The 20,823-nt window shown below is 64.8% G+C and carries 20 protein-coding genes; 13 read left to right on the top strand and 7 right to left on the bottom strand.

Annotation, left to right across the window (positions count from 1 at the left end; genetic code table 11):
- Positions 1-64: 64 nt before the first annotated feature.
- Complete coding sequence (locus ACIQUF_RS04640) at positions 65-1,216, bottom strand: acyl-CoA dehydrogenase family protein (protein WP_403128967.1); 1,152 nt, start codon at positions 1,214-1,216, stop codon at positions 65-67.
- A gap of 16 nt (positions 1,217-1,232) precedes the next feature.
- Positions 1,233-2,303: an enoyl-CoA hydratase/isomerase family protein gene (locus ACIQUF_RS04635; RefSeq protein ID WP_403128965.1), complete on the bottom strand. Its 1,071-nt coding sequence runs from the start codon at positions 2,301-2,303 to the stop codon at positions 1,233-1,235.
- A gap of 317 nt (positions 2,304-2,620) precedes the next feature.
- On the opposite strand from ACIQUF_RS04635, the gene mdcA reads away from it, so the two are divergent.
- Genes mdcA through madM form a run of 9 tightly spaced genes read left to right on the top strand, consistent with a single transcriptional unit; the run spans position 2,621 to position 9,862 of the window.
- Entirely contained in the window at positions 2,621-4,282 is a 1,662-nt protein-coding gene (gene mdcA, locus ACIQUF_RS04630) for a malonate decarboxylase subunit alpha (protein WP_403128963.1), read from the top strand.
- Between the two features lie 42 nt (positions 4,283-4,324).
- Complete coding sequence (locus ACIQUF_RS04625) at positions 4,325-5,167, top strand: triphosphoribosyl-dephospho-CoA synthase (protein ID WP_403130276.1); 843 nt, start codon at positions 4,325-4,327, stop codon at positions 5,165-5,167.
- Position 5,168: 1 nt separating this feature from the next.
- Entirely contained in the window at positions 5,169-5,468 is a 300-nt protein-coding gene (locus ACIQUF_RS04620) for a malonate decarboxylase subunit delta (protein WP_400804126.1), read from the top strand.
- Positions 5,461-6,309, top strand: coding sequence for a biotin-independent malonate decarboxylase subunit beta (locus ACIQUF_RS04615; protein WP_403128961.1), 849 nt, complete (start codon positions 5,461-5,463; stop codon positions 6,307-6,309). The genes ACIQUF_RS04620 and ACIQUF_RS04615 overlap by 8 nt, the downstream gene beginning before the upstream one ends.
- Positions 6,306-7,097, top strand: a complete 792-nt coding sequence (gene mdcE, locus ACIQUF_RS04610) for a biotin-independent malonate decarboxylase subunit gamma (protein WP_403128959.1) — start codon at positions 6,306-6,308, stop codon at positions 7,095-7,097. The genes ACIQUF_RS04615 and mdcE overlap by 4 nt, the downstream gene beginning before the upstream one ends.
- 1 nt (position 7,098) lies before the next feature.
- Positions 7,099-7,713, top strand: a complete 615-nt coding sequence (locus ACIQUF_RS04605; protein ID WP_403128957.1) for a malonate decarboxylase holo-ACP synthase — start codon at positions 7,099-7,101, stop codon at positions 7,711-7,713.
- Positions 7,710-8,630 (top strand): malonate decarboxylase subunit epsilon, encoded by a 921-nt coding sequence (mdcH, locus tag ACIQUF_RS04600; protein ID WP_403128955.1) that lies wholly within the window; start codon positions 7,710-7,712, stop codon positions 8,628-8,630. Before ACIQUF_RS04605 ends, mdcH begins: the two co-directional genes overlap by 4 nt.
- A 60-nt stretch (positions 8,631-8,690) precedes the next feature.
- Positions 8,691-9,092: a malonate transporter subunit MadL gene (madL, locus tag ACIQUF_RS04595; RefSeq protein ID WP_403128953.1), complete on the top strand. Its 402-nt coding sequence runs from the start codon at positions 8,691-8,693 to the stop codon at positions 9,090-9,092.
- 5 nt (positions 9,093-9,097) lie between these two features.
- Positions 9,098-9,862 (top strand): malonate transporter subunit MadM, encoded by a 765-nt coding sequence (madM, locus tag ACIQUF_RS04590; protein ID WP_403128951.1) that lies wholly within the window; start codon positions 9,098-9,100, stop codon positions 9,860-9,862.
- A gap of 84 nt (positions 9,863-9,946) precedes the next feature.
- Here madM and ACIQUF_RS04585 read toward each other — a convergent pair whose 3' ends face one another.
- A complete protein-coding gene (locus ACIQUF_RS04585) occupies positions 9,947-10,858 on the bottom strand; it encodes a LysR substrate-binding domain-containing protein (protein WP_346615500.1) in 912 nt (303 codons plus the stop codon).
- Between the two features lie 122 nt (positions 10,859-10,980).
- On the opposite strand from ACIQUF_RS04585, the gene ACIQUF_RS04580 reads away from it, so the two are divergent.
- The 3 genes from ACIQUF_RS04580 (at position 10,981) to ACIQUF_RS04570 (ending at position 14,794) form a co-directional block, all read left to right on the top strand.
- Entirely contained in the window at positions 10,981-11,829 is an 849-nt protein-coding gene (locus tag ACIQUF_RS04580; RefSeq protein ID WP_403128949.1) for a LuxR C-terminal-related transcriptional regulator, read from the top strand.
- A gap of 69 nt (positions 11,830-11,898) precedes the next feature.
- On the top strand, positions 11,899-13,389 hold the full coding sequence (locus ACIQUF_RS04575) for an aldehyde dehydrogenase (RefSeq protein WP_403128948.1): 1,491 nt from the start codon (positions 11,899-11,901) through the stop codon (positions 13,387-13,389).
- 22 nt (positions 13,390-13,411) lie between these two features.
- Positions 13,412-14,794 carry an aspartate aminotransferase family protein gene (locus tag ACIQUF_RS04570; protein WP_403128946.1) on the top strand — a complete coding sequence of 461 codons (1,383 nt, stop codon included), beginning with the start codon at positions 13,412-13,414 and terminating at the stop codon, positions 14,792-14,794.
- Positions 14,795-14,907: 113 nt separating this feature from the next.
- Here ACIQUF_RS04570 and ACIQUF_RS04565 read toward each other — a convergent pair whose 3' ends face one another.
- From ACIQUF_RS04565 to ACIQUF_RS04555, 3 genes are all read right to left on the bottom strand, one after another.
- Positions 14,908-16,908, bottom strand: a complete 2,001-nt coding sequence (locus ACIQUF_RS04565) for a U32 family peptidase (protein ID WP_403128944.1) — start codon at positions 16,906-16,908, stop codon at positions 14,908-14,910.
- Between the two features lie 209 nt (positions 16,909-17,117).
- The gene (locus ACIQUF_RS04560; protein ID WP_403128942.1) at positions 17,118-19,217 is read right to left on the bottom strand and encodes a TonB-dependent receptor family protein; all 2,100 of its coding nucleotides are present in this window, start codon (positions 19,215-19,217) and stop codon (positions 17,118-17,120) included.
- A 67-nt stretch (positions 19,218-19,284) separates the two neighbouring features.
- The gene (locus ACIQUF_RS04555; protein WP_403128940.1) at positions 19,285-19,644 is read right to left on the bottom strand and encodes a RidA family protein; all 360 of its coding nucleotides are present in this window, start codon (positions 19,642-19,644) and stop codon (positions 19,285-19,287) included.
- A 150-nt stretch (positions 19,645-19,794) separates the two neighbouring features.
- Between ACIQUF_RS04555 and ACIQUF_RS04550 the strand changes: the two genes are divergently transcribed.
- A complete protein-coding gene (locus tag ACIQUF_RS04550; protein WP_403128939.1) occupies positions 19,795-20,490 on the top strand; it encodes a tRNA (adenine(22)-N(1))-methyltransferase in 696 nt (231 codons plus the stop codon).
- A 1-nt stretch (position 20,491) separates the two neighbouring features.
- Here ACIQUF_RS04550 and ACIQUF_RS04545 read toward each other — a convergent pair whose 3' ends face one another.
- Positions 20,492-20,761: a DUF2790 domain-containing protein gene (locus ACIQUF_RS04545; protein ID WP_400804187.1), complete on the bottom strand. Its 270-nt coding sequence runs from the start codon at positions 20,759-20,761 to the stop codon at positions 20,492-20,494.
- Positions 20,762-20,823: the final 62 nt, after the last annotated feature.

The following is a 20,823-nucleotide window of genomic DNA, read 5'->3' as shown; positions in this document are numbered from 1 at the left end:
CGGTGGCTGGCACCGGCTTCTCCGGTGTTCGCGGCTGAAGCCGCTCCTACAGAGCGAGTCCGAACTACAAGGGATAGTGCTTCAACTCCCGCGCAATCAACATCCGCTGGATCTCGCTCGACCCCTCATAAATCTGGGTAATCCGCGCATCGCGGTAATACCGCTCCACCGGGTAATCCTCCAGGTAGCCATACCCGCCATGCACCTGGATCGCCATCGAACACACCCGCTCAGCCATCTCGGACGCGAACAGCTTGGCCTGAGAGGCCTCAGACAGGCACGGCTTGCCGGCACTGCGCAGGCGGGCGGCGTGGAGGATCAGCAGGCGGGCGGCGTTCACCTGCACCTGCATGTCGGCCAGCAGGTTGGCGATGCTCTGGTGCTCATTGATTGGCTTGCCGAACTGGATGCGTTCGCGGGAATACACCAGCGCCGCTTCGAACGCCGCACGGGCGATGCCCAGTGCCTGGGCGGCAATGCCGATGCGCCCCCCTTCGAGGTTGGACAAGGCAATGGCCAGGCCCTTGCCGCGTTCGCCAAGGAGGTTGGCCGCCGGGATGCGGCAGTTGTCGAACGTGACGGCGCAGGTGTCGGACGCGCGGATGCCCATCTTGTGCTCGCTGCGGTCGACTTTGAACCCCGGGTTGTCAGTCGGCACCAGAAACGCCGACAGGCCTTTCTTGCCCAGCTCCGGGTCGGTCACCGCGAAGACGATTGCCAGGCCCGCGCGGCGCGCGTTGCTGACGAATTGCTTGGCGCCATTGATCACCCACTCGCCGTTGATCAACTCGGCACGGGTGCGCAGGTTGTGCGCTTCGGATCCGGCCTGCGGTTCGGTCAGGCAGAAGCAGCCGATCACCTCGCCGCTGGCCAGGCGTGGCAGCCAGGCCTGCTGTTGCTCGGGCGTGCCATAAGCCAGCAGTGGGCCGCAGCCCACCGAGTTGTGAATGCTCATCATCGCGCCAGTGGCGCCGCAGCCGGCGGCGATTTCTTCTACCGCCAGGGCATAGGCCACGTAGTCGGTATAGCTGCCACCGAAGTCCTCGGGCACCACCATGCCCAGCAGGCCCAGTTCGCCCATCTTGCGCACCACGCCGTCATCGATCCAGCCGGCCTTTTCCCAGGCCTGGGCATGCGGGGCGATCTCGCCGCAGGCGAAGTCCCGGGCCATGTCGCGGATCATGATCTGCTCTTCGTTCAGTTCGAGGTCTTGCATCTGCGTACTCCCCGGCTCACAGGCCTTCGAAGAATTGGTCGACCCGCTGGCGTTGCAGGCCGGCCAGGGTTGGCGGGTTCCAGCGCGGCTGCTTGTCCTTGTCGATGATCAGAGCGCGCACGCCCTCGATGATGTCGCCGTGCTGGAACCACTGACGGTCCAGGTGCAGCTCCAGGGCAAAGCAGTCCTCCAGTGCCAAGTGACGGCCGCGACGCAGCATCTCCAGGGTAACGGCCATGGCCAGTGGCGAGCGGCTTTCCAGCTGATCGGCGGTGGCCAGTGCCCATTGGTGGCTGTTGCCGATGCTGACGGCGCGCAGCTGCTCGATGATCGCCGCGAGGTCAGGCAGGGCGAAGAAGTGATCGATGACTGGGCGCAACTGCTCCAGAGGGGCATCTTCCAACACCTGGCTGCCCAGCTTGGCCAGCAGGTTCTGTAGGTCTTTGAGCGGATGGTCGCCGAAACTCAGGCGGTCGAGGCCTTCGTCCAGCGCGGCGAGCTTCTCGCTTGGCACAAACCAATCGGCCAAGCCGCAGTACAGCGCATCGGCGGCGTGGATCTGCGCGCCGCTGACGCCCAGGTAGGTGCCCAATTCGCCTGGGACGCGCGACAGGAAATAGCTGCCGCCGACGTCCGGGAAATAACCGATGCCGACTTCGGGCATGCCCAGGCGGCTGCGTTCAGTGACCACCCGCAGGTCGCAGCCCTGGGCCAGCCCCATGCCGCCGCCGAGGGTAAAGCCGTCCATCAGCACCAGCACCGGTTTGCGGTAACGGTGGATGAGCAGGTCGAGCGCATATTCCTCGACGAAGAAGTCTTCGTGCAGGGTCTCGCCGGCCTTGAAACTGTCGTACAGCGAGCGGATATCACCGCCGGCGCAGAAACCCTTGGGGCCTTCGCCGCGCAGGACCACGGCCTGCACCTGGGGGGCTTCGGCCCAGCGGTCGAGGTGCTGGCGCAGGCTGCGCACCATTTCCAGCGTCAGGGCGTTGAGGCCGGCGGGGCGGTTGAGAGTGAGGTGGCCAATCTGGTTACGGACCTCGGCCAAGACATGATCCGTTGCCGAGATGTGAGCATGCGCGGTCATCGCGTTCTCCCTGCTTTGTTATTGATTTTCCAAGTGAAGTTTGGAGTGCGTCGGAGTATTGCAGGATCCTGTCATGCAAATTTGCCTGGCACAATTGGCAAATCTGCAGGGGGGTCGTGCATTTATGCGGCTTGGGCTTTGTAGCGTACTTTAGATCGAGCGCCGCCGCGCGGCGCATCGCGTATGAATCGGATCGCCGCACCGCCGCTCCTACATCCATTAACCTTAGCGTAACGATCACCCCTCCTGCTTGATTGATCGCCCATCGTCCACCGCCCTAAGGTGGCTCCACGACAGCGAACCCGTGGAGTCACCCAATGACCATAACGAAGAATCCACCGCCGCAATGGTCGAGGCGGCGCGCGGAAAAACAGCGCCGCCTGGACCGCGTCAAACACCTGGCCGACGGTGTGGTGCTGCCCACCGAGCGCATTGTCGAAGCGCTCGAACTGCTGATCGCCCCCGGCGACCGGGTAGTGCTCGAAGGCAACAACCAGAAACAGGCTGATTTCCTCTCTCGCTCCCTGGCCAAAGCCGACCCCGAGCGCCTGCACGACTTGCACATGATCATGCCCAGCGTCAGCCGCGCCGAGCACCTGGACCTATTCGAACGCGGCATCGCCCGCAAGCTCGACTTTTCCTTCGCCGGCCCGCAAAGCCTGCGCATCGGCCAATTGCTGGAGGACGGCCTGCTCGAAGTCGGCGCCATCCACACCTACATCGAACTCTATTCGCGCCTGCTGGTGGACCTGATCCCTAACGTCACCCTGGTCGCCGGTTTCATGGCCGACCGCGACGGCAACCTGTACACCGGCCCCAGCACCGAGGACACCCCGGCACTGGTCGAGCCGGCTGCCTTCAGCGATGGCCTGGTCATCGCCCAGGTCAACAAGTTGGTCGACCGGGTCGACGACCTGCCGCGCGTGGACATTCCCGCCTCCTGGGTGGACTTCGTGGTGGTCGCCGACCAGCCGTTCTACATCGAGCCGCTGTTCACCCGCGACCCGCGCCATATCAAACCCGTGCACGTGCTGATGGCGATGATGGCGATCCGCGGCATCTATGAAAAACACCAGGTGCAGTCGCTCAACCACGGCATTGGCTTCAACACGGCCGCCATAGAACTGATTCTGCCGACCTACGGCGAGTCGCTGGGCCTGAAAGGCAAGATCTGCCGCAACTGGACGCTCAACCCGCACCCGACGCTGATCCCCGCCATCGAAACCGGCTGGGTCCAAAGTGTGCACTGCTTCGGCACCGAACTGGGCATGGAGGATTACATCGCGCAACGCCCGGACGTGTTCTTCACCGGCCGCGACGGCTCATTGCGCTCGAACCGCATGATGTGCCAACTGGCCGGGCAGTACGCGGTCGACCTGTTCATCGGCGCCACTTTGCAGGTCGATGGCGATGGCCATTCCTCGACAGTCACGCGCGGTCGCCTGGCCGGCTTCGGCGGCGCGCCGAACATGGGGCACGACCCCCGCGGCCGACGCCACGCCACCCCGGCCTGGCTCGACATGACCGTGCCGGACACAATGCTGGAGCGCGGCCGCAAGCTGGTGGTGCAGATGGTCGAGACTTACCAGGAAGGCGGCAAACCCACTTTCGTCGAAACCCTTGATGCCGTCGAGGTGGCGAAAAAGGCCGGCATGCCGCTGGCACCGGTGATGATCTACGGCGACGACGTCACCCACCTGCTCACCGAAGAAGGCATCGCCTACCTGTACAAGGCCCGCAGCCTGGAGGAGCGCCAGCAGATGATTGCCGCCGTGGCCGGGGTCACCGCCATCGGTTTGCGCCATGACCCCAAGGACACCCTGCGCCTGCGCCAGCAAGGCCTGGTGGCCCTGCCTGAAGACCTCGGCATCCGCCGCACCGACGCCAGCCGCGAGCTGCTGGCCGCACGCAGCATCGCCGACCTGGTCGAGTGGTCCGGTGGCCTTTACAACCCACCCGCACGGTTCAGGAGCTGGTAAATGACTGCACAAGCGATCCCCGTAGGAGCGGCTTCAGCCGCGATGAGGCCAGCACAGCCAACCCAGCTCTCCCTGGCCGACCACCTTGCCGACCTGGCCATCGAAGCCCTGATCGACGAAGCCGACCTGTCCCCCAAACCCGGTCTGGTCGACCGCCGCAGCAGCGGCGCGCACAGCGACATGACCCTGCCCCTGATGCATGCCTCGGCGCTGGCCCTGTGGCCCTGCCTGCGGCAAATGGCCGAAGCCGCGCAGATCCACGGCGAAATCGGCCTGCCGCTGCGTGCTGCACTCGGTCGCATCGGCCGCGAAGGTGAGGCCGCCATGCTGACTGCTACAGGCGGTGTGAATACCCATCGTGGTGCAATCTGGGCGCTGGGTCTGCTGGTTGCGGCGCGTGCACTCGATGCCCAGGCCGACACAGTCACCATCGCCGCCCGTGCCGGTCGCATCGCCCTGATCGACGACCCCGCAGCTTGCGTTCAGGACAGCCACGGCACCCAGGTCCGTCGCCGTTACGGCGCCAGCGGTGCCCGCGAGCAAGCTCAGCAAGGCTTCCCCGCCGTGATCCAACACGGCCTGCCGCAACTGCGCCGCAGCCGTGCTGCCGGCGCCAGCGAGAACCACGCTCAGCTCGATGCCTTGCTGGCGATCATGGCGTCACTCAGCGACACCTGCGTGCTTTGGCGTGCTGGCCCAGAAGGCTTGCAAACCCTGCAACAGGGCGCCCGCAACGTGCTGACCGCAGGCGGCAGCGCCACACTCGCTGGCCGCCGCCAACTGCGCCAGCTGGACGCCCAGTTGCTACGCCTCAACGCCTCACCGGGCGGCGCCGCCGATCTGCTGGCCGCCTGCTTGTTCCTCGATAAAGCCGGGAGCCTGTGACATGGAAACCCTGACCTTTCAATTCCCCGCCGCCGAGCCGGGCCGTGGCCGCACCCTGGTAGGCTGCGTCAGCTCCGGCGACCTGGAAGTGCTGATAGAACCCGGCACTGCCGGCCGCCTGGAGATCCAGGTGGTGACCTCGGTCAACGGCAGCGGCGCGCGCTGGGACCAGCTGTTCCAGCGCTTGTTCGAAGGCCGCGCCTGGCCAGCCGTCAAGCTCGACATCCATGATTTCGGCGCTACCCCTGGCGTTGTCCGTCTGCGCCTGGAGCAAGCGTTCGAGGAGATCGCCCATGACTGACACTGAACGCCTGCTGCGCAGCCGCAGCTTCGTCGAACTGGGTGCACGCCAACGCGCCCGCGCCGTGCTCGACCCTGGAAGTTTCCGCGAACTGCTCGGCCCGTTCGACCGGTTGATGTCACCGTGGCTGCCGCGCCAGGGCATCGTGCCCCAGGCCGACGACGGCGTGATCATCGGCAAGGGCCTGCTCGATGGCCGAAATACAGTGGTTGCAGCCATCGAAGGCGGATTCCAGGGCGGCAGCATGGGCGAAGTCGGCGGCGCCAAGATTGCCGGCGCGCTGGAACTGGCCATCGAAGACAACCGCAACGGCATCCCGACCTGCGCCGTGCTGCTGCTGGAAACCGGCGGTGTGCGCCTGCAGGAAGCCAACTTGGGACTGGCGGCGATTGCCGAGATTCAAGCAGCAATCGTCGAACTGCGCGCCCATCAGCCAGTGATCGGCCTGATCACCGGCTCGGTCGGCTGCTTCGGTGGCATGTCCATCGCCGCCGGCCTGTGCAGCCACTTGCTGGTCACCCGCGAAGCGCGCCTGGGCCTCAACGGCCCGCAGGTGATCGAGCAGGAAGCGGGGATCAGCGAATACGATGCCAAAGACCGCCCGTTCATCTGGAGCCTGACCGGTGGCGAGCAGCGTTACGCCAGCGGCCTCGTAGACGGCTATGTAGCCGATGACGTCGACAGCATCCGCCAGCAGTTGCTGCAACTGCTCGACACGCCAGCCGCCAACCGCGCGGGCCGCCACGCCTGGTACCTCGAACGCCTGGCAAGCCTCGGCGGCGACTGCCCGCAACTGGATGCCGCCGCCGTGCGCGCCCTTTACCAAGGAGATGCCTCATGAACCGTGCCCTGAACTGGCTACCCGGCCTGGCCGGTGGCGAAGCACTGCCAGGCTTTCCCGCCTCCTTGCGGGTGATCGACGGCGAGCTGGACAATCGCCTGGCGCGCTTCATCGCCGTGGTACCGGATGCGCACAGCCCCTTCCCCCGGGCGCGCGCTGGCGAGGTCGGCCTGCTCGAAGGCTGGGGCCTGGCCAAGGCGGTGAGCGAAGCGGTCGAGCTGGATCGCCACGGCGAGAAGCGTGCCATCATTGCGGTCATCGATGTCCCCAGCCAGGCCTATGGTCGCCGTGAGGAAGCCCTGGGCATCCACCAGGCCCTGGCCGCCGCGGTGCAGGCCTATGCCCAGGCACGCCTGGCCGGGCACCCGGTGATCGGCCTGCTGGTGGGCAAGGCGATGTCCGGCGCCTTCCTCGCCCACGGTTATCAGGCTCAGCGATTGATAGCCCTGGATGACAGCGGGGTGATGGTGCACGCGATGGGTAAGGCAGCCGCCGCGCGCATCACCTTGCGCAGTGTCGAACAGCTCGAAGCGCTGGCTGCTGAAGTGCCGCCGATGGCTTATGACCTGGCCAGCTATGCATCGCTGGGCCTGCTGTGGCGGCGCCTCAGTGTGGACAACGCCGACACGCCAAGCAGCGCCGACCTTGCGCAGGTGCGTGCCTGCCTGGCCGAGGCCGTGCGCGATATCGGCAGCTCCACCGATCTTTCTTCACGCTTGGCCGGCGAACACCGCAGTGCCTCGCGCGACGTGCGTTCGCGCCTGCGTAGCCAGTGGCGGGAGGCCTGAGATGAATGCCCCGCAACCCCATGATCTGCTCTGGGGAATGACCCCGGCGGCGTTGCCTGCCGATGCGCCAGACTGGGCCTCAGAGGTGCTGTCGGCCGGGCAACCGGTGGTGGTACGGCGTGCTGCCTGTGCGGCAGGCTGGGTGGCGGTGGGCCTGCGTGGGGAAGGGCGGGCGCGGCGTCTGGCGGCGCAGATGCGGCTCGCCGATATCCGTCGACAACTGAGGCCCGAAGCCTTGCGCTGGCAGGGTGAAAGCCCCTGGCCCGCGCTACAGGCATTGGCCTCCGTGGCCCCGGTACTCGACGCCAGCGGACTGGCCTGGGGGCCGACGGGTGGGGTGGGGTACCAGCTTGCCAGCGGCGTCGATGTGCTTCACGCCGTCAGCGATCTCGACCTGGTGTTGCGCACCCCCCAGCCCCTGACACGTGCCAAGGCGCGAGAGCTGCTTGATATCCTCGACTGCGGCCCGTGCCGCATCGATGTGCAACTGGAAACCCCCGCTGGCGCCGTCGCTCTGCGCGAATGGGCCGGGATGGCGCGCCGTGTGCTGCTCAAGTCGGCGCATGGCGCACGGTTGGTGGCCGACCCTTGGAACCTGCTGGAGCGTGCAGCGTGAGCAGCCTGTTCGCCTTCCCAGGCCAGGGCGCACAGCAACCGGGCATGCTGCATCAATTGCCCGAGGGCTCGTCCACGCTGTTGGAGGAGGCCAGCGACACCCTCGGCGAACAGGTGCTGGCACTGGACAGCCAACAGGCGCTGCAATCGACCCGCGCGGTGCAGTTGTGCCTGCTGCTGGCGGGAGTCGCCTGGGCGCGCTGGTTGCTGCAGCGCAGCCCAGCGCCGGACTACGTGGCGGGCCTGTCGATCGGCGCCTATCCCGCGGCCGTCACAGCCCAGGCATTGGCACTGCCGGACGCCGTGCGCCTGGTGGCCTTGCGCGGTGAGCTGATGCAGCGCGCCTACCCGCAAGGCTACGGCATGACCGCCCTCAGCGGCCTCGACCTGGCCAGCGTCGAACGCTTGCTGGCGGAGGTCGGTGGCAACGTGTACCTGGCCAACCTCAACAGCGACAACCAGATCGTTATCGCCGGCAGCGATACCGCCATGGCCGAGGTCGCTGCCCGTGCGCGCAGCCGTGGCCAGGGTGTGGCCCGGCGCCTGGCGGTCAGCGTCCCATCCCATTGCTGCCTGCTCGACGCCCCGGCTGCAGAGCTGGCACGCGCATTCGCAGACGTTACCTTGCAGCGCCCACGCATCACCTACCTGAGTGGCAGCAGCGCCCGACCGATCCATGATCCACAGCGCCTGCGAGATGACCTGGCCGGCAATATGGCCAGGCTCGTCGACTGGCGTGCTACGTTGCGCACTGCCTATGAACGCGGCGTGCGCCTGCATCTGGAGATGCCCCCTGGCAGCGTGCTAAGCGGCCTGGCCCGCCCGATGTTCGAACAGGGCAGGGTGGTTGCGCTGGAGCAAACCCGATTCGATACAGTCGACGCGCTGCTGCGTCAGGAGGTAAACCAGCGCCCATAACTGCCGTGTTTTTCGAAGGACAACAACAAGCAACTTCGACCCAACGCGAGGACAATAACAATGATTATCTACGGTGTGGCCTTCCTGGCCCTGTGTACCCTTGTCGGCCTGTTCATCGGCGAACTCCTGGGCAAGCTCCTGGGCGTGCCAGCCAACGTCGGCGGTGTCGGCATCGCCATGCTCCTGCTGATCTTCATCGGCAGCTACCTCAACAAGCGCGGCCTGATCAAAGCCAAGTCCGAGCAAGGCGTGGAATTCTGGAGCGCCATCTATATCCCCATCGTGGTCGCCATGGCTGCCCAGCAGAACGTGCTCGGCGCGCTGTCGGGCGGGCCTATGGCAATTCTCGCTGGCGTGGTGGCCGTGGTCGCAAGCTTTGCCATGGTTCCGCTACTGGACCGCATTGGGCAAAAGAAGCCTGAGGCGGGCACCGACAAACCCCTGACTGCCCCGCAACGGTGACCGCCATGTACGAATCCATGATGAAAGTGATCAGCGGCTACGGCCTGATCAGTGGCTTTGCGGTCATTGGCGTGACCATGTGGTTGTCCTACTGGCTCTCCGACAAGTTGACCCGTGGGCGTCTGCACGGTTCGGCGATCGCCATCTTCCTTGGCCTGGTCTTGTCCTATGTGGGCGGGGTGTACACGGGCGGGCAAAAAGGTTTGGTGGATGTTCCACTGTTGTCGGGTATCGGCCTGCTGGGCGGGGCGATGTTGCGTGATTTCGCCATCGTTGCCACGGCCTTCGGCGTCAACATCGAAGAGCTCAAGCGCGCAGGGGTGTCCGGGGTGATATCACTGTTCTTCGGCATCGCTACCTCGTTCGTCGCAGGTGTAGGCGTGGCGATGACGTTCGGCTACACCGATGCGGTCAGCCTGACCACCATCGGCGCTGGGGCCGTGACTTACATTGTCGGGCCCGTGACAGGGGCTGCCATTGGCGCAAGCTCCGAGGTGATGGCGCTGTCGATTGCCGCCGGCCTGGTCAAAGCCATTCTGGTGATGGTGGTGACGCCGTTCGTGGCGCCGATGATCGGGCTTAACAACCCACGCACCGCCGTGATCTTCGGTGGCTTGATGGGCACGTCGAGTGGCGTGGCGGGTGGCTTGGCGGCCACCGACCCCAAGCTGGTGCCCTATGGCTGCCTGACGGCAGCGTTTTACACCGCACTGGGCTGCCTGCTCGGGCCTTCACTGCTGTACTTTTGCATGCGTGGCCTGGTGGCGTGAGCGCGGGCCTCTTCGCGGCTGAAGCCGCTCCTACAGGTACAGTGGCCTGTCTGTAGGAGCGGCTTCAGCCGCGAAGAGGGCAACTCAATTCTCCCTGCTATACATCCGGCATTCCGCCAGCAATGCCAGCAAATTCGGCTCCCGCTCCCGAGCCTTCAGAAAAACCACCCCGATATGCTGCTGCAAGCGATACCGCGCCTGCAGCGCAATCAGCTTCACGCGGTTTTCGTACACCGCCGCAATCCGCCCCGGCAACAGGGCGAACCCCACGCCGGAGCTGACCATGCTCAGCAAGGTGAAGATATCGTTCACCTGCATTGCCACCTTCGGCTCGAACCCCGCCTGCTGGAACACCCGCGCGCCATCACGGTGGGTGGCGAAGCCTTGGGTCAGGGTGATGAAGGTCGAGTCGGCCAGGTCGGCCAGGTCGACTTCCTGTTGTTCGGCGAACGGCGAATCGGTGGGCACGGCCAGGAAGATATCGTCGGAGAACAACGGCAGTTGCTCGCAGGCAGGGTCCGCCACGCTTTCGTCCAGCGACACCAGCATCGCCTCTAGTTCGTGGTTTTTCAGGCGTTGCAGCAAGTCGACGTTCGAGCCCAGGGTCAGGTCGATATTCAGCTCGCTGCGCCGAAGCTTCAGGCCCATCACCAGTTTCGGCACCGTCTTGACGGTCAACGAATACAGCGCCCCAAGGCGGAAGCGCTCGGCGTAGAAGCCGGCGGCTTCGCGGGTTTGGCGCACCATCTGCTCGGCATCCTGGATCAGCTGGCGGGCCTTCTTTTCCAATACATAGGCGCTTTCCAGCGGAATCAGCTGCCGGCCCTCGTGCTTGAACAGTGGGCAGCGCAGGGCGCTTTCCAGGGAATGGATGGCGCGGTGCACGCTGACCGCGCTGGTAGACAGTTCGGCGGCGGCGCGGCCGAGGTTGCCGCTGCGCATGAAGGCGAGGAAGGTCTCGAGTTTTTTCAGGGTCAGTTCTTCGTCGATCAGCATGTTCAGGCCCTGAAGTGAAAGTGCTGCAGAGCATGCCACAACCTCACCCCGAAGGGTGATGGCCGGCCTCGCCAACCCATGCAAGAATCCCAACCATAACAACCCGGCATGGGACAACGACAATGAGCAAAGACCGGCTGAAATCGCCCGACTGGTACGCGCAGATGGCCCGTGTCATCGACGCCCAGGGCACGCCGGGCTTCGTCGAGGCGCTGTTCGCCGCGCTCAAGCTGCTCGCACCTTGCCAGGCCATCACCGTGTTCCTCTACCCACGCAAGGGCCTGCCCTCGGCGCTGTTCGTCAAGGACGAGGAGGGCCCGTGGCTGCCGGAAGGCAACGTGCAGCGCTACCTTGAAGGCTACTACCTGCTGTGCCCGTTCTACCGGGCCTGCATGGATGGCGTGGCGGCTGGCTGCTTTCGCCTCAGCGACGTGGCCCCCGACCACTTCAAGCGCAGTGAGTACTACCTGTCGTTCTACCAGCACGCGCACTTGGAGGACGAGTTGAACTTCATCGTGCCGCTGGGTGAACACCTGACCATCGCCGTGGCCCTGGCCAGCACCCGGCGCCTGGACCGCCAGCAGGTCAGCGACCTGAAGTGCGTGGCGGCCTGGGTGGTGGCGGTGGTGCGGCGGCAGTGGAGCCACCTGGATGTCGATGCCGTGGGCGGACGCTTCGAGAGCGCCCTGGGCCGACAGATCAACGCTGCCCTGAACAACTTCGGCTCGTCCTTGCTCACCGAGCGTGAGTGCCGCATCGCTCAATACCTGCTGCGCGGCCACTCGACACGCTCGCTGGCCGAGCGCCTCGGCATCAGCGAAGACACGGTCAAGACCCACCGCAAGAACCTCTACACCAAGCTCGATATCGCCAAGCAATCCGAGCTGTTTTCGCTGTTCATCGACTCCCTGGCCCAGGCCCAGGAGGGCTTGAGCAAAGACCCGCTGGAAAGCTACCTGCGAAGGCGCTGACAGCGCCACATCCGCCCCTACGAAAAACCATCACAAGCGGCCGCCCGCGCGTCCGCAAGGGAGACCTGCGTGCATACGAAAAGTGATTGGCAGCAGCGCGCTGCACGGCAAAGCTTCATCACCACGGCCTTGGTCGATGGTCGCCCGTTGGTGGCACAGTCCGGAGTGACCTTCGATGCCATCAACCCGGCCACCAACCAATTGCTGGCCAGCGTGGCCGCCTGTGGCGACGCCGAAGTCGACCAGGCCGTGCGTTCAGCCCGCCGCGCCTTCGAGCAAGGCCCCTGGGCCCGTATGGCACCGGCGGCACGCAAGCGTGTGCTGTTGCGCCTGGCCGAACTGATGATGGCGCAACGCGAAGAGCTGGCGCTGCTCGACTCGCTGAACATGGGCAAGCCGGTGATGGATGCCTACACCATCGACGTCCCCGGCGCCGCCAACGTGTTTGCCTGGTACGGCGAGGCGCTGGACAAGGTCTACGACCAGGTGGCGCCGACCGCCGACAATGCCCTGGCCACGGTAACCCGCGAGGCGCTGGGCGTGGTCGGCGCCGTGGTGCCGTGGAACTTCCCGCTGGACATGGCCGCCTGGAAGGTCGCACCGGCCCTGGCCGCTGGCAACAGCGTGGTGCTCAAGCCGGCCGAGCAGTCGCCATTCTCGGCCCTGCGCCTGGCCGAGCTGGCCCTGGAAGCGGGCGTGCCGGAAGGCGTGCTCAACGTGGTGCCGGGCCTGGGCGAAAGCGCGGGCCGTGCGCTGGGCTTGCACCCGGATGTCGACTGCCTGGTGTTCACCGGTTCGACCCAGGTGGGCAAGTACTTCATGCAGTATTCGGCGCAATCCAACCTCAAGCAGGTGTGGCTGGAGTGCGGCGGCAAAAGCCCGAACCTGGTGTTCGACGACTGCCAGGACCTCGACTTGGCAGCCGAGAAGGCCGCCTTTGGCATCTTCTTCAACCAGGGCGAAGTCTGTTCGGCCAACTCACGGCTGTATGTGCAGCGCTCGATCCACGACGAATTCATCGAGCGCCTGCTGGCCAAGGCCCGCGACTGGCTGCCCGGCGACCCGCTGGACCCAGCCAGCCGCGCCGGCGCCATCGTCGACGCGGCGCAAAGTGCGCGCATCATGGCCGCCATCGAGCAGGCCCAGGGCGACGGTGCTCGCCTGCTGTGCGGTGGCCAGCGCCTGAGTTTCAACGGCTCGAACAACTTCATCGCGCCGACGGTGTTCGCCGACGTACACCCCGATTCAGCCCTGGCCCGTGATGAGGTGTTCGGCCCGGTGCTGGCGATCACCGCCTTCGACGACGAAGAGCAGGCTGTGCGCCTGGCCAACGACAGTGTTTACGGCCTGGCCGCCTCGCTGTGGAGCGACGACCTCAACCGCGCCCACCGCGTCGCCAGACGCCTGAAGGCCGGCACCGTGTCGGTCAACACGGTCGATGCCCTCGACGTGGTGGTGCCTTTTGGCGGAGGCCGCCAGTCGGGCTTCGGCCGCGACCTCTCACTGCACGCCTTCGACAAGTACACCCAACTCAAGACCACCTGGTTCCAGCTGCGCTGACCCTCACTCACGGAGAACGACCATGAACGCACCCTTCACGCCGCAACGCGAGACCCGCGACTACCAGGCCAGCGACGCGGCCCACCACATCCATGCCTTCCTCGACCAGAAGGCGCTGAACGCCGAAGGTCCGCGGGTCATCACCCGTGGCGAACGCCTGCACCTCTGGGACAACGATGGCCGGCGCTACCTGGACGGCATGTCCGGCCTCTGGTGCACCCAGCTCGGCTACGGCCGCAAGGACCTGACCGCCGCCGCCGCCGCGCAGATGGACCAGCTGGCGTACTACAACATGTTCTTCCACACCACTCACCCGGCGGTGATCGAGCTGTCCGAGCTGCTGTTCAGCCTGCTGCCCGGGCACTACAGCCACGCCATCTACACCAACTCCGGCTCCGAGGCCAACGAGGTGCTGATCCGCACCGTGCGCCGCTACTGGCAGGTAGTCGGCCAGCCGAGCAAGAAGATCATGATCGGCCGCTGGAATGGCTATCACGGCTCGACCCTGGCGGCGACGGCGCTGGGCGGCATGAAGTTCATGCACGAAATGGGCGGGATGATCCCGGACGTGGCGCACATCGACGAGCCGTACTGGTACGCCGAGGGCGGTGAGTTGACGCCGGCCGAGTTCGGCCGCCGTTGTGCCCTGCAACTGGAAGAGAAGATTCTCGAGCTGGGCGCTGAAAACGTCGCAGGTTTCGTTGCCGAACCCTTCCAGGGCGCGGGCGGCATGATCTTCCCGCCGGAAAGCTACTGGCCGGAAATTCAGCGCATTTGCCGCCAATATGACGTGCTGCTGTGCGCTGACGAAGTGATTGGTGGTTTTGGCCGGACCGGCGAGTGGTTCGCCCATGAGTACTTCGGCTTCGAGCCCGACACCCTGTCCATCGCCAAGGGCCTGACTTCGGGCTACGTGCCCATGGGCGGGCTGGTGCTGAGCAAACGCATCGCCGAAGCGCTGGTGGAACGGGGCGGGGTGTTCGCCCACGGGTTGACCTATTCCGGCCACCCGGTGGCGGCGGCGGTGGCCATCGCCAACCTCAAGGCGCTGCGCGACGAAGGCATCGTGCGCCAGGTCAAGGACGATACCGGGCCGTATCTGCAGCGTATATTGCGTGAGGTGTTTGCCAACCATCCGTTGATTGGCCAGGTGCAGGGCGCGGGGTTGGTGGCGGCGTTGCAGTTTGCCGAGGACAAGGGCAGCCGCAAGCGCTATGCCAACGAGAACGACCTGGCTTGGCAGTGCCGGACGTATGGTTTCGAAGAGGGGGTGATCATTCGCTCGACGCTGGGGCGGATGATCATGGCGCCGGCGCTGGTGGCCAACCACAGCGAGCTGGATGAGCTGGTGGAGAAGACCCGGATTGCCGTGGATCGTACGGCTCGCGGTCTGGGGGTACTTTAAAAGCGGGGCCGCTTGGCGGCCCATTCGCGGATGAATCCGCTCCTACGGGGTGATGTGCAACACACATCCAGTGGGAGCGGCTTTAGCCGCGAATGGCCGTTACCAGGTGGCGATCAGTGCGGCGCCCGCACGATGGTCTTGAGCAGGTCTTCCGGGCTGATATGCCCCACCACCTGGGCCACCGCGCTGCCCGGGGTCGGCAGGTCGATGATATGGCTCTTCATCTTGCCGACCACATGCATCTCACACGGCTTGCAGTCGAATTTCAGGGTCAGCACTTCATCGCCCTGAATCAGCTGCATCGGCGCCACCTTGGTGCGCACGCCGGTCACGCCCTTGGCTTGTTTTGGGCACAGGTTGAACGAGAAGCGCAGGCAGTGCTTGGTGATCATCACCGGCACTTCGCCGTGCTCCTCGTGCGCCTCGTATGCCGCGTCGATCAACTGCACACCGTGGCGATGGTAGAAGTCGCGGGCCTTCTGGTTATAGACGTTGGCCAGGAACGACAGGTGCGACTCAGGGTACACCGGCGGCGGCGTGGTCTCGGCCTTGCGCCCGCCACGCGGGTGAGCCTTGATGCGCGCTTCGGTCAGCGCTTCGATGGCTTCACGGCGCAGGGCCTTGAGCTGCGAGTTGGGGATGAAGTACGCCTGTGGCGCATCCAGTTCGATGGCGTTGGCGTGGTACATCGTGGTACCCAGCTGGCCCAGCAGGTCGTGCAACTGGTCCAGTGCCTGCTGCGGTTTGTTGGCCGCGCCGAACGGGCCGTCCAGGGCAACCTGTACGCTGACGCCTTCTTCACTGCAGACGCTGAGCATCAACCGTTGCTCGGTGAGCACGGCGTGCCATTCCACACCAACCCGGCGCTCGGCCGAGGTGCGTTGCAGGGCCTGTTGCCAGTTGTGGTCGAGGTTGCGCGACAGCGGGTGGTTCGGGCGCAGCTTGTACATGCCCTCCGGCATCTCATTGGGCTCGACCCGGTAGCGGTAGCGCTTCTGGCCGTCTTCCTCGAACTCGCCACGCGGCTCGGCAATGTTGGCGCGGAAGCCCACCACCTCACGCTTGACCAGTACATTGAGGCCGTCGCCATTGGTCAACGGCACGTCGGTGACCACCTGCATGTCGCGCTTGCCGACTTTTTCCACCACGCCTACCGGCAAGCCGGTGAAGGTTGGCGAGTCAAAAGCGCCGATATCGACTTTGCGGTCGGTGACGAAGTAGTCGGTGCTGCCACGGTGGAAGGTCTTGTCCGGGTCGGGCAGGAAGAAATGCTCGGTGCGGCCGCTGGAGGCGCGGGCGAGGGCCGGGCGGTCTTCGAGGATGGCGTCGAGCTCTTTGCGGTAGTGGGCGGTGATGTTTTTCACATAGCCCATGTCCTTGTAGCGGCCTTCGATCTTGAACGAGCGCACGCCGGCATCGACCAGGTCGCGCAGGTTGGCGGTCTGGTTGTTGTCCTTCATCGACAGCAGGTGCTTCTCGAACGCCACCACCCGGCCCTGGTCGTCCTTGAGGGTGTACGGTAGGCGGCAGGCTTGGGAGCAATCGCCACGGTTGGCGCTGCGGCCGGTCTGCGCGTGGGAGATGTTGCACTGGCCGGAGAAGGCCACGCACAGCGCACCGTGGATGAAGAACTCGATTGCCGCGTCGGTTTCAGCGGCAATCGCACGGATTTCCTGCAGGTTCAGTTCACGGGCCAGTACCAGCTGCGAAAAGCCGGCCTGGTCGAGGAACTTGGCCCGCGCCAGGGTGCGGATGTCGGTCTGGGTGCTGGCGTGCAGCTCGATCGGCGGGATATCCAGCTCCATCACCCCCAGGTCCTGCACGATCAGCGCATCGACGCCGGCGTCGTAGAGCTGGTGGATCAGCTTGCGCGCTGGCTCCAGCTCGTTGTCGTGGAGGATGGTGTTGATGGTGGTGAACACCCGCGCATGGTAGCGCCGGGCAAACTCGACGAGCTCGGCGATTTCGCCGACTTCGTTGCAGGCGTTGTGGCGCGCGCCGAAGCTCGGGCCACCGATGTAGATGGCATCAGCGCCGTGCAGGATCGCTTCGCGGGCGATGGCCACGTCACGGGCAGGGCTGAGCAGTTCCAGGTGATTCTTTGGAAGGGACATGTCGTTATAGGTTCGGGCTGTCACGGTAGGGCGGCATTGTAGCGGGGAAATCGGAGGGTGGCATGCTTTGGCTGCCCGGAGGTTTTACGCAGCCAACAAATGCTGCGTAAATCCCTGCCTGTGGGAGCGGCTTCAGCCGCGAAACAAACGACGCGGTGGATGGCACCGGCTTCGCCGGTGTTCGCGGCTAAAGCCGCTCCCACAGTGAACTAGAACGCGTACTCCATCCCGGCCCCCGCATACCACGATCGTCCAGGCGCCGCTTCGTAATACCGGCCATTACCGTCACCCACGATCACCGACCCGACATACTGCCGATCCAGCAAATTATCCAACCGCACCAGCTGATGGAACGTCCACGGCCCCACATGCTGCTCGAACCGCGTCCGCCAGTTGAACACCGCATAACTCGGCGCGGCATGCTGGTCGTTGGTGTCCTCGACATACACTTTGCTGCGGTATTGCCCCTCAACACCCATGCTGATGCCATCACGCGGCTTCCACACCAGCTCGCCGAACAGGCTGCTACGCGGTACTCCCGGCAGCTGGTTGCCCTTGTCGATGGCCGTGGTGCCTTGGTTGAAGGATTCGTCATAAGTGGCATCGAGCAGGGTGTAGGCCAAATTGGCCTGCCACTGCGCGTTCAGCTCGCGCTGCACGCTCAGCTCGAAGCCTCGGCGCAGGGTCTTGCCGGCATTGCGATAGCTGGTACGGCCACCTTCTGACGCCGCGACGACGAGCTCATCCTTCGTGCGAATTTCGAAAATGGCCGCGTTGATCCGCGTACGCTCGTCCGGGCGAGCTTTTAGGCCAAGCTCGTACTGGGTGCTGGTGGCCGGTTCCAGGCCGAAATTGAAGCCTTCAACAGCACCCGGGGCATAGGCCATTTCGGCCTGGGTCGGGGTTTCAAAGGCTTTGCCTGCACTGATGTAGCCATGTAAGTCGGGGGTGAAGGCGTACATCACCGACAAGGTCGGGGTGCTGCGCTGGTACTTTTTCGAACCGCTGGCATCGCCGTTGGACAGGAAGCGGTCGTCCACTTCCATCTCCATGCTGCTGTGGCGCAGGCCCGCATCGATGGTCCAGCGTTCCAGCTCCCAATGCGCCTGCACATAAGGGTCGAGGCTGGTGGCGGTGTCTTTTTCGTCGCGGCGTAGTTCGCCTTTCACCCCGAGCGTGTCGCCGCTGAAGTTCTGGAAGCCTCGGCGGTCGTCGCGGCTGCGGTCGTAGTCGGCACCGAAGGTCAGCGTCAGGTTGCCGGGCGCGGCGCTGATCGGCTGGATCCAGCGCAGGGTGCCGCCGTGGAACTCGCGGTCGAAATCGACCACGCCACCGCCGCGGTTGTTTGCCGGTGTGCCTTTGGGGATCGACAGGTACTGGATGACGCTGCGCTTGCCGGCATACAGGTTGAACTGCAGGGTCGCGTCGCCGAAGTAGCGCTCGTAGTTCATCCCCACTTGCTGGTGGTGGATGCTCTTGCGCGTGTTGTATTCCTCGGCGCGTGACGCCACCGAGCGCGGGTCGTGCTTGTAGGCGTCCCAGGTCTGGCCGAGCGGGTCTTGGGTGCCGTTCTGCTCCAGGGTGCTGAGGATCAGCGCCAGGCGGCTGTCTTCATCGGGCTTGACGTGCACCTTGGCGAAGGTCTGGTCGCGACGCGCGGCGCTGTGGTCGCGGTAGCCGTCGGTGTCCATGCGCGAAGCATCGACCAGAAAACCCGCCTGTTCACTGCCGCCCTCGCTATAGACGTGGTTTTTGTTGAATCCATCGCTGCCGAAGGTGGTTTCGGCGCCGACCTTGGGCGGTCCCGAGCCATTGCGGGAGAACATCTGGATCACGCCGCCCGCATTGCTGCCGTAGATGGCCGAGGCTGGGCCACGCAGCACTTCGATGCGCTCGGCCACGTCCAGGTTGAGCGAGGCTGCCTGGCCCTGACCGTCCGGGGTGCTGGCCGGGATGCCGTCGCTGAGCAGCTTGATGCCACGGATGCCGAAGGCCGAGCGGGCGCCATAGCCGCGTGAAGAAATCTGCAGGTCCTGGGCGTAGTTCTGGCGGTTCTGTACCACCAGGCCGGGGACACGGTTGAGGGCTTCGGACAGGTTGACGCCCAGCTGACCATCGGCGATCTGCGAACGCTCGACGGTGTCGATGGAGTAGGGCAGGTCGAAGCTGGGGTTGGGTGCGTAGCTGCCGGTCACCACCAATGGTTCGAGCAGGTTGAAGGTGGTGGCGGAATCGGCGTGGGCGAGGGTGCACAGGCCAAGGGTAGGTGCCAGGGCGCAGACGGCCTTGCGGCAAAAACGGTGAGACATCGAAAACAGCATTCCTGCTTGGTAGGGGCCGCTTCACGGCCCCAATGATCTTAAGGCAACAGCGTTATCAGCGCTTGGCCGCCATCGCGGTCACTTCAACGCGCATTTCCGGGTAGGCCAGCGCAGCAACGCCAACCGCTGCACGTACTGGCCAAGGTTCGCTGAAGAAACGCTGGTACACCTCGTTGAACGCGGCGCGGTCGGCCATGTCGGTCAGGTAGATGGTCAAGTGCATGACGCGGTCCATGCCGCTGCCAGCCTTCTCCAGCGCCTCTTTCAGCGCCTGCAGGGTGCTTTCGCTCTGCTGCACGATGTCGCCGTCGAGGTCGGCAGGGATCTGGGTGGTGACCAGGATGCCGTTGAACTCGGCGACGTCGGAAGAAATGGACTCGGCATCGGAATCCGGGGTGAAGACGAGGTTTGCCATGGGAGGTTTGCCTTGCAACGGAAGGAAAGGCGCAAGCCTACGCGAGCGCGGCGCAGGGGTCGAGCCGCAGGGCACCGTCTGGCCTGCGCGCATTGTAATAGCGCGCCATGGCCGTCAGAATCGCGCCGATTGTCGAGCAAGGGGTATGAGTTGAACGAACTGACATTGTCGGTGCGCCTGGAGCGTGTGGCGGCGCATGTACCACAGGGCGCGCGCCTGGCCGATATCGGCTCGGACCACGGCTACCTGCCGGTGGCCCTCGCGCTGCGTGGTGTGATCGAAGCCGGTGTGGCCGGCGAAGTGGCGCAGACGCCGTATGCCTCAGCCCAGCGCAACGTGCGCAGAAATGGCCTGCAGGAACGCATCACCGTTCGCCTGGCCGATGGCCTGGCAGCCATCGAAGCCCAGGACCGCATCTCGGCGGTCAGCCTCTGCGGCATGGGCGGCAAGACCATGTGCGAAATCCTCGAACGGGGCAAGGCGCACCTCAACGGCAGCGAACGTTTGATCCTGCAGCCCAACGGTGACGAGCGCGAGCTGCGTACCTGGCTGATGGATAACGGCTACCGGATCGTGATTGAAGAGCTGTTGCGCGAAAACCGCTTCGACTACGAGATCATTGTGGCCGAGCCGGAAGGGACAGTGGCCTATAGCGAAGAAGAGCTGTATTTCGGCCCGCTGCTGATGCGTGAGAAAAGCCCGGCATTCATCACCAAGTGGCAGCGTATGTTGCGCCAGAAGCAGCAGGCATTGGCCAACTTCGAGAGGGCTCGGGATGCGATCCCGGAAGGCAAGCGTCGTACCTTCACCACGCAACTAGGTTGGATCAACCAGGTGCTGGCCTGAATCACAGCTGGGAGCAGTTACCCATCTCGCGGTAGTTGACCTCGCGGGTCTGGCCTTGATGGTCGACATAGACCATGTGTGCAGTGCCGATCTGGCAGTCGGCAGCGTTGCTGGCCGGGGTGATCGAGATGACCTTGGCCACGTCCAGCGGCATGCCATATTCGTAATTCGCGCTATTGCTGGCGACCGACTGGCTGGCGGATTGATCGGCCAGGGCGCCGAACGAGGCAAAGGCGGCAGTCAGTGTAAGCAGGGCGATCGAGCGTTTGATGTTCATGGCAGGCTCCTTTTTCGATGTTTTACCAATGATGTATTCATTGGCCAGGCACAATA

It is taken from the genome of Pseudomonas sp. NPDC090233 (assembly GCF_044772285.1).
In the GTDB taxonomy this organism is placed as follows: Bacteria; Pseudomonadota; Gammaproteobacteria; order Pseudomonadales; family Pseudomonadaceae; genus Aquipseudomonas.
Note: the sequence above shows the minus strand (reverse complement) of the source record. Positions and strands in the feature narration are given on the sequence as shown.

What these genes read in the sequence shown, in the direction of transcription:
- mdcE (WP_403128959.1), top strand. Translation starts at nt 6,306, where the DNA reads ATGAACCGTGCCCTGAACTGGCTACCCGGCCTGGCCGGTGGCGAAGCA.
- madM (WP_403128951.1), top strand. Translation starts at nt 9,098, where the DNA reads ATGTACGAATCCATGATGAAAGTGATCAGCGGCTACGGCCTGATCAGT.
- ACIQUF_RS04635 (WP_403128965.1), bottom strand. Translation starts at nt 2,303, where the DNA reads ATGACCGCGCATGCTCACATCTCGGCAACGGATCATGTCTTGGCCGAG.
- ACIQUF_RS04640 (WP_403128967.1), bottom strand. Translation starts at nt 1,216, where the DNA reads ATGCAAGACCTCGAACTGAACGAAGAGCAGATCATGATCCGCGACATG.
- ACIQUF_RS04605 (WP_403128957.1), top strand. Translation starts at nt 7,099, where the DNA reads ATGAATGCCCCGCAACCCCATGATCTGCTCTGGGGAATGACCCCGGCG.
- madL (WP_403128953.1), top strand. Translation starts at nt 8,691, where the DNA reads ATGATTATCTACGGTGTGGCCTTCCTGGCCCTGTGTACCCTTGTCGGC.
- ACIQUF_RS04555 (WP_403128940.1), bottom strand. Translation starts at nt 19,644, where the DNA reads ATGGCAAACCTCGTCTTCACCCCGGATTCCGATGCCGAGTCCATTTCT.
- ACIQUF_RS04580 (WP_403128949.1), top strand. Translation starts at nt 10,981, where the DNA reads ATGAGCAAAGACCGGCTGAAATCGCCCGACTGGTACGCGCAGATGGCC.
- ACIQUF_RS04565 (WP_403128944.1), bottom strand. Translation starts at nt 16,908, where the DNA reads ATGTCCCTTCCAAAGAATCACCTGGAACTGCTCAGCCCTGCCCGTGAC.
- ACIQUF_RS04560 (WP_403128942.1), bottom strand. Translation starts at nt 19,217, where the DNA reads ATGTCTCACCGTTTTTGCCGCAAGGCCGTCTGCGCCCTGGCACCTACC.
- ACIQUF_RS04585 (WP_346615500.1), bottom strand. Translation starts at nt 10,858, where the DNA reads ATGCTGATCGACGAAGAACTGACCCTGAAAAAACTCGAGACCTTCCTC.
- ACIQUF_RS04570 (WP_403128946.1), top strand. Translation starts at nt 13,412, where the DNA reads ATGAACGCACCCTTCACGCCGCAACGCGAGACCCGCGACTACCAGGCC.
- mdcA (WP_403128963.1), top strand. Translation starts at nt 2,621, where the DNA reads ATGACCATAACGAAGAATCCACCGCCGCAATGGTCGAGGCGGCGCGCG.
- ACIQUF_RS04620 (WP_400804126.1), top strand. Translation starts at nt 5,169, where the DNA reads ATGGAAACCCTGACCTTTCAATTCCCCGCCGCCGAGCCGGGCCGTGGC.
- ACIQUF_RS04625 (WP_403130276.1), top strand. Translation starts at nt 4,325, where the DNA reads ATGAGGCCAGCACAGCCAACCCAGCTCTCCCTGGCCGACCACCTTGCC.
- ACIQUF_RS04615 (WP_403128961.1), top strand. Translation starts at nt 5,461, where the DNA reads ATGACTGACACTGAACGCCTGCTGCGCAGCCGCAGCTTCGTCGAACTG.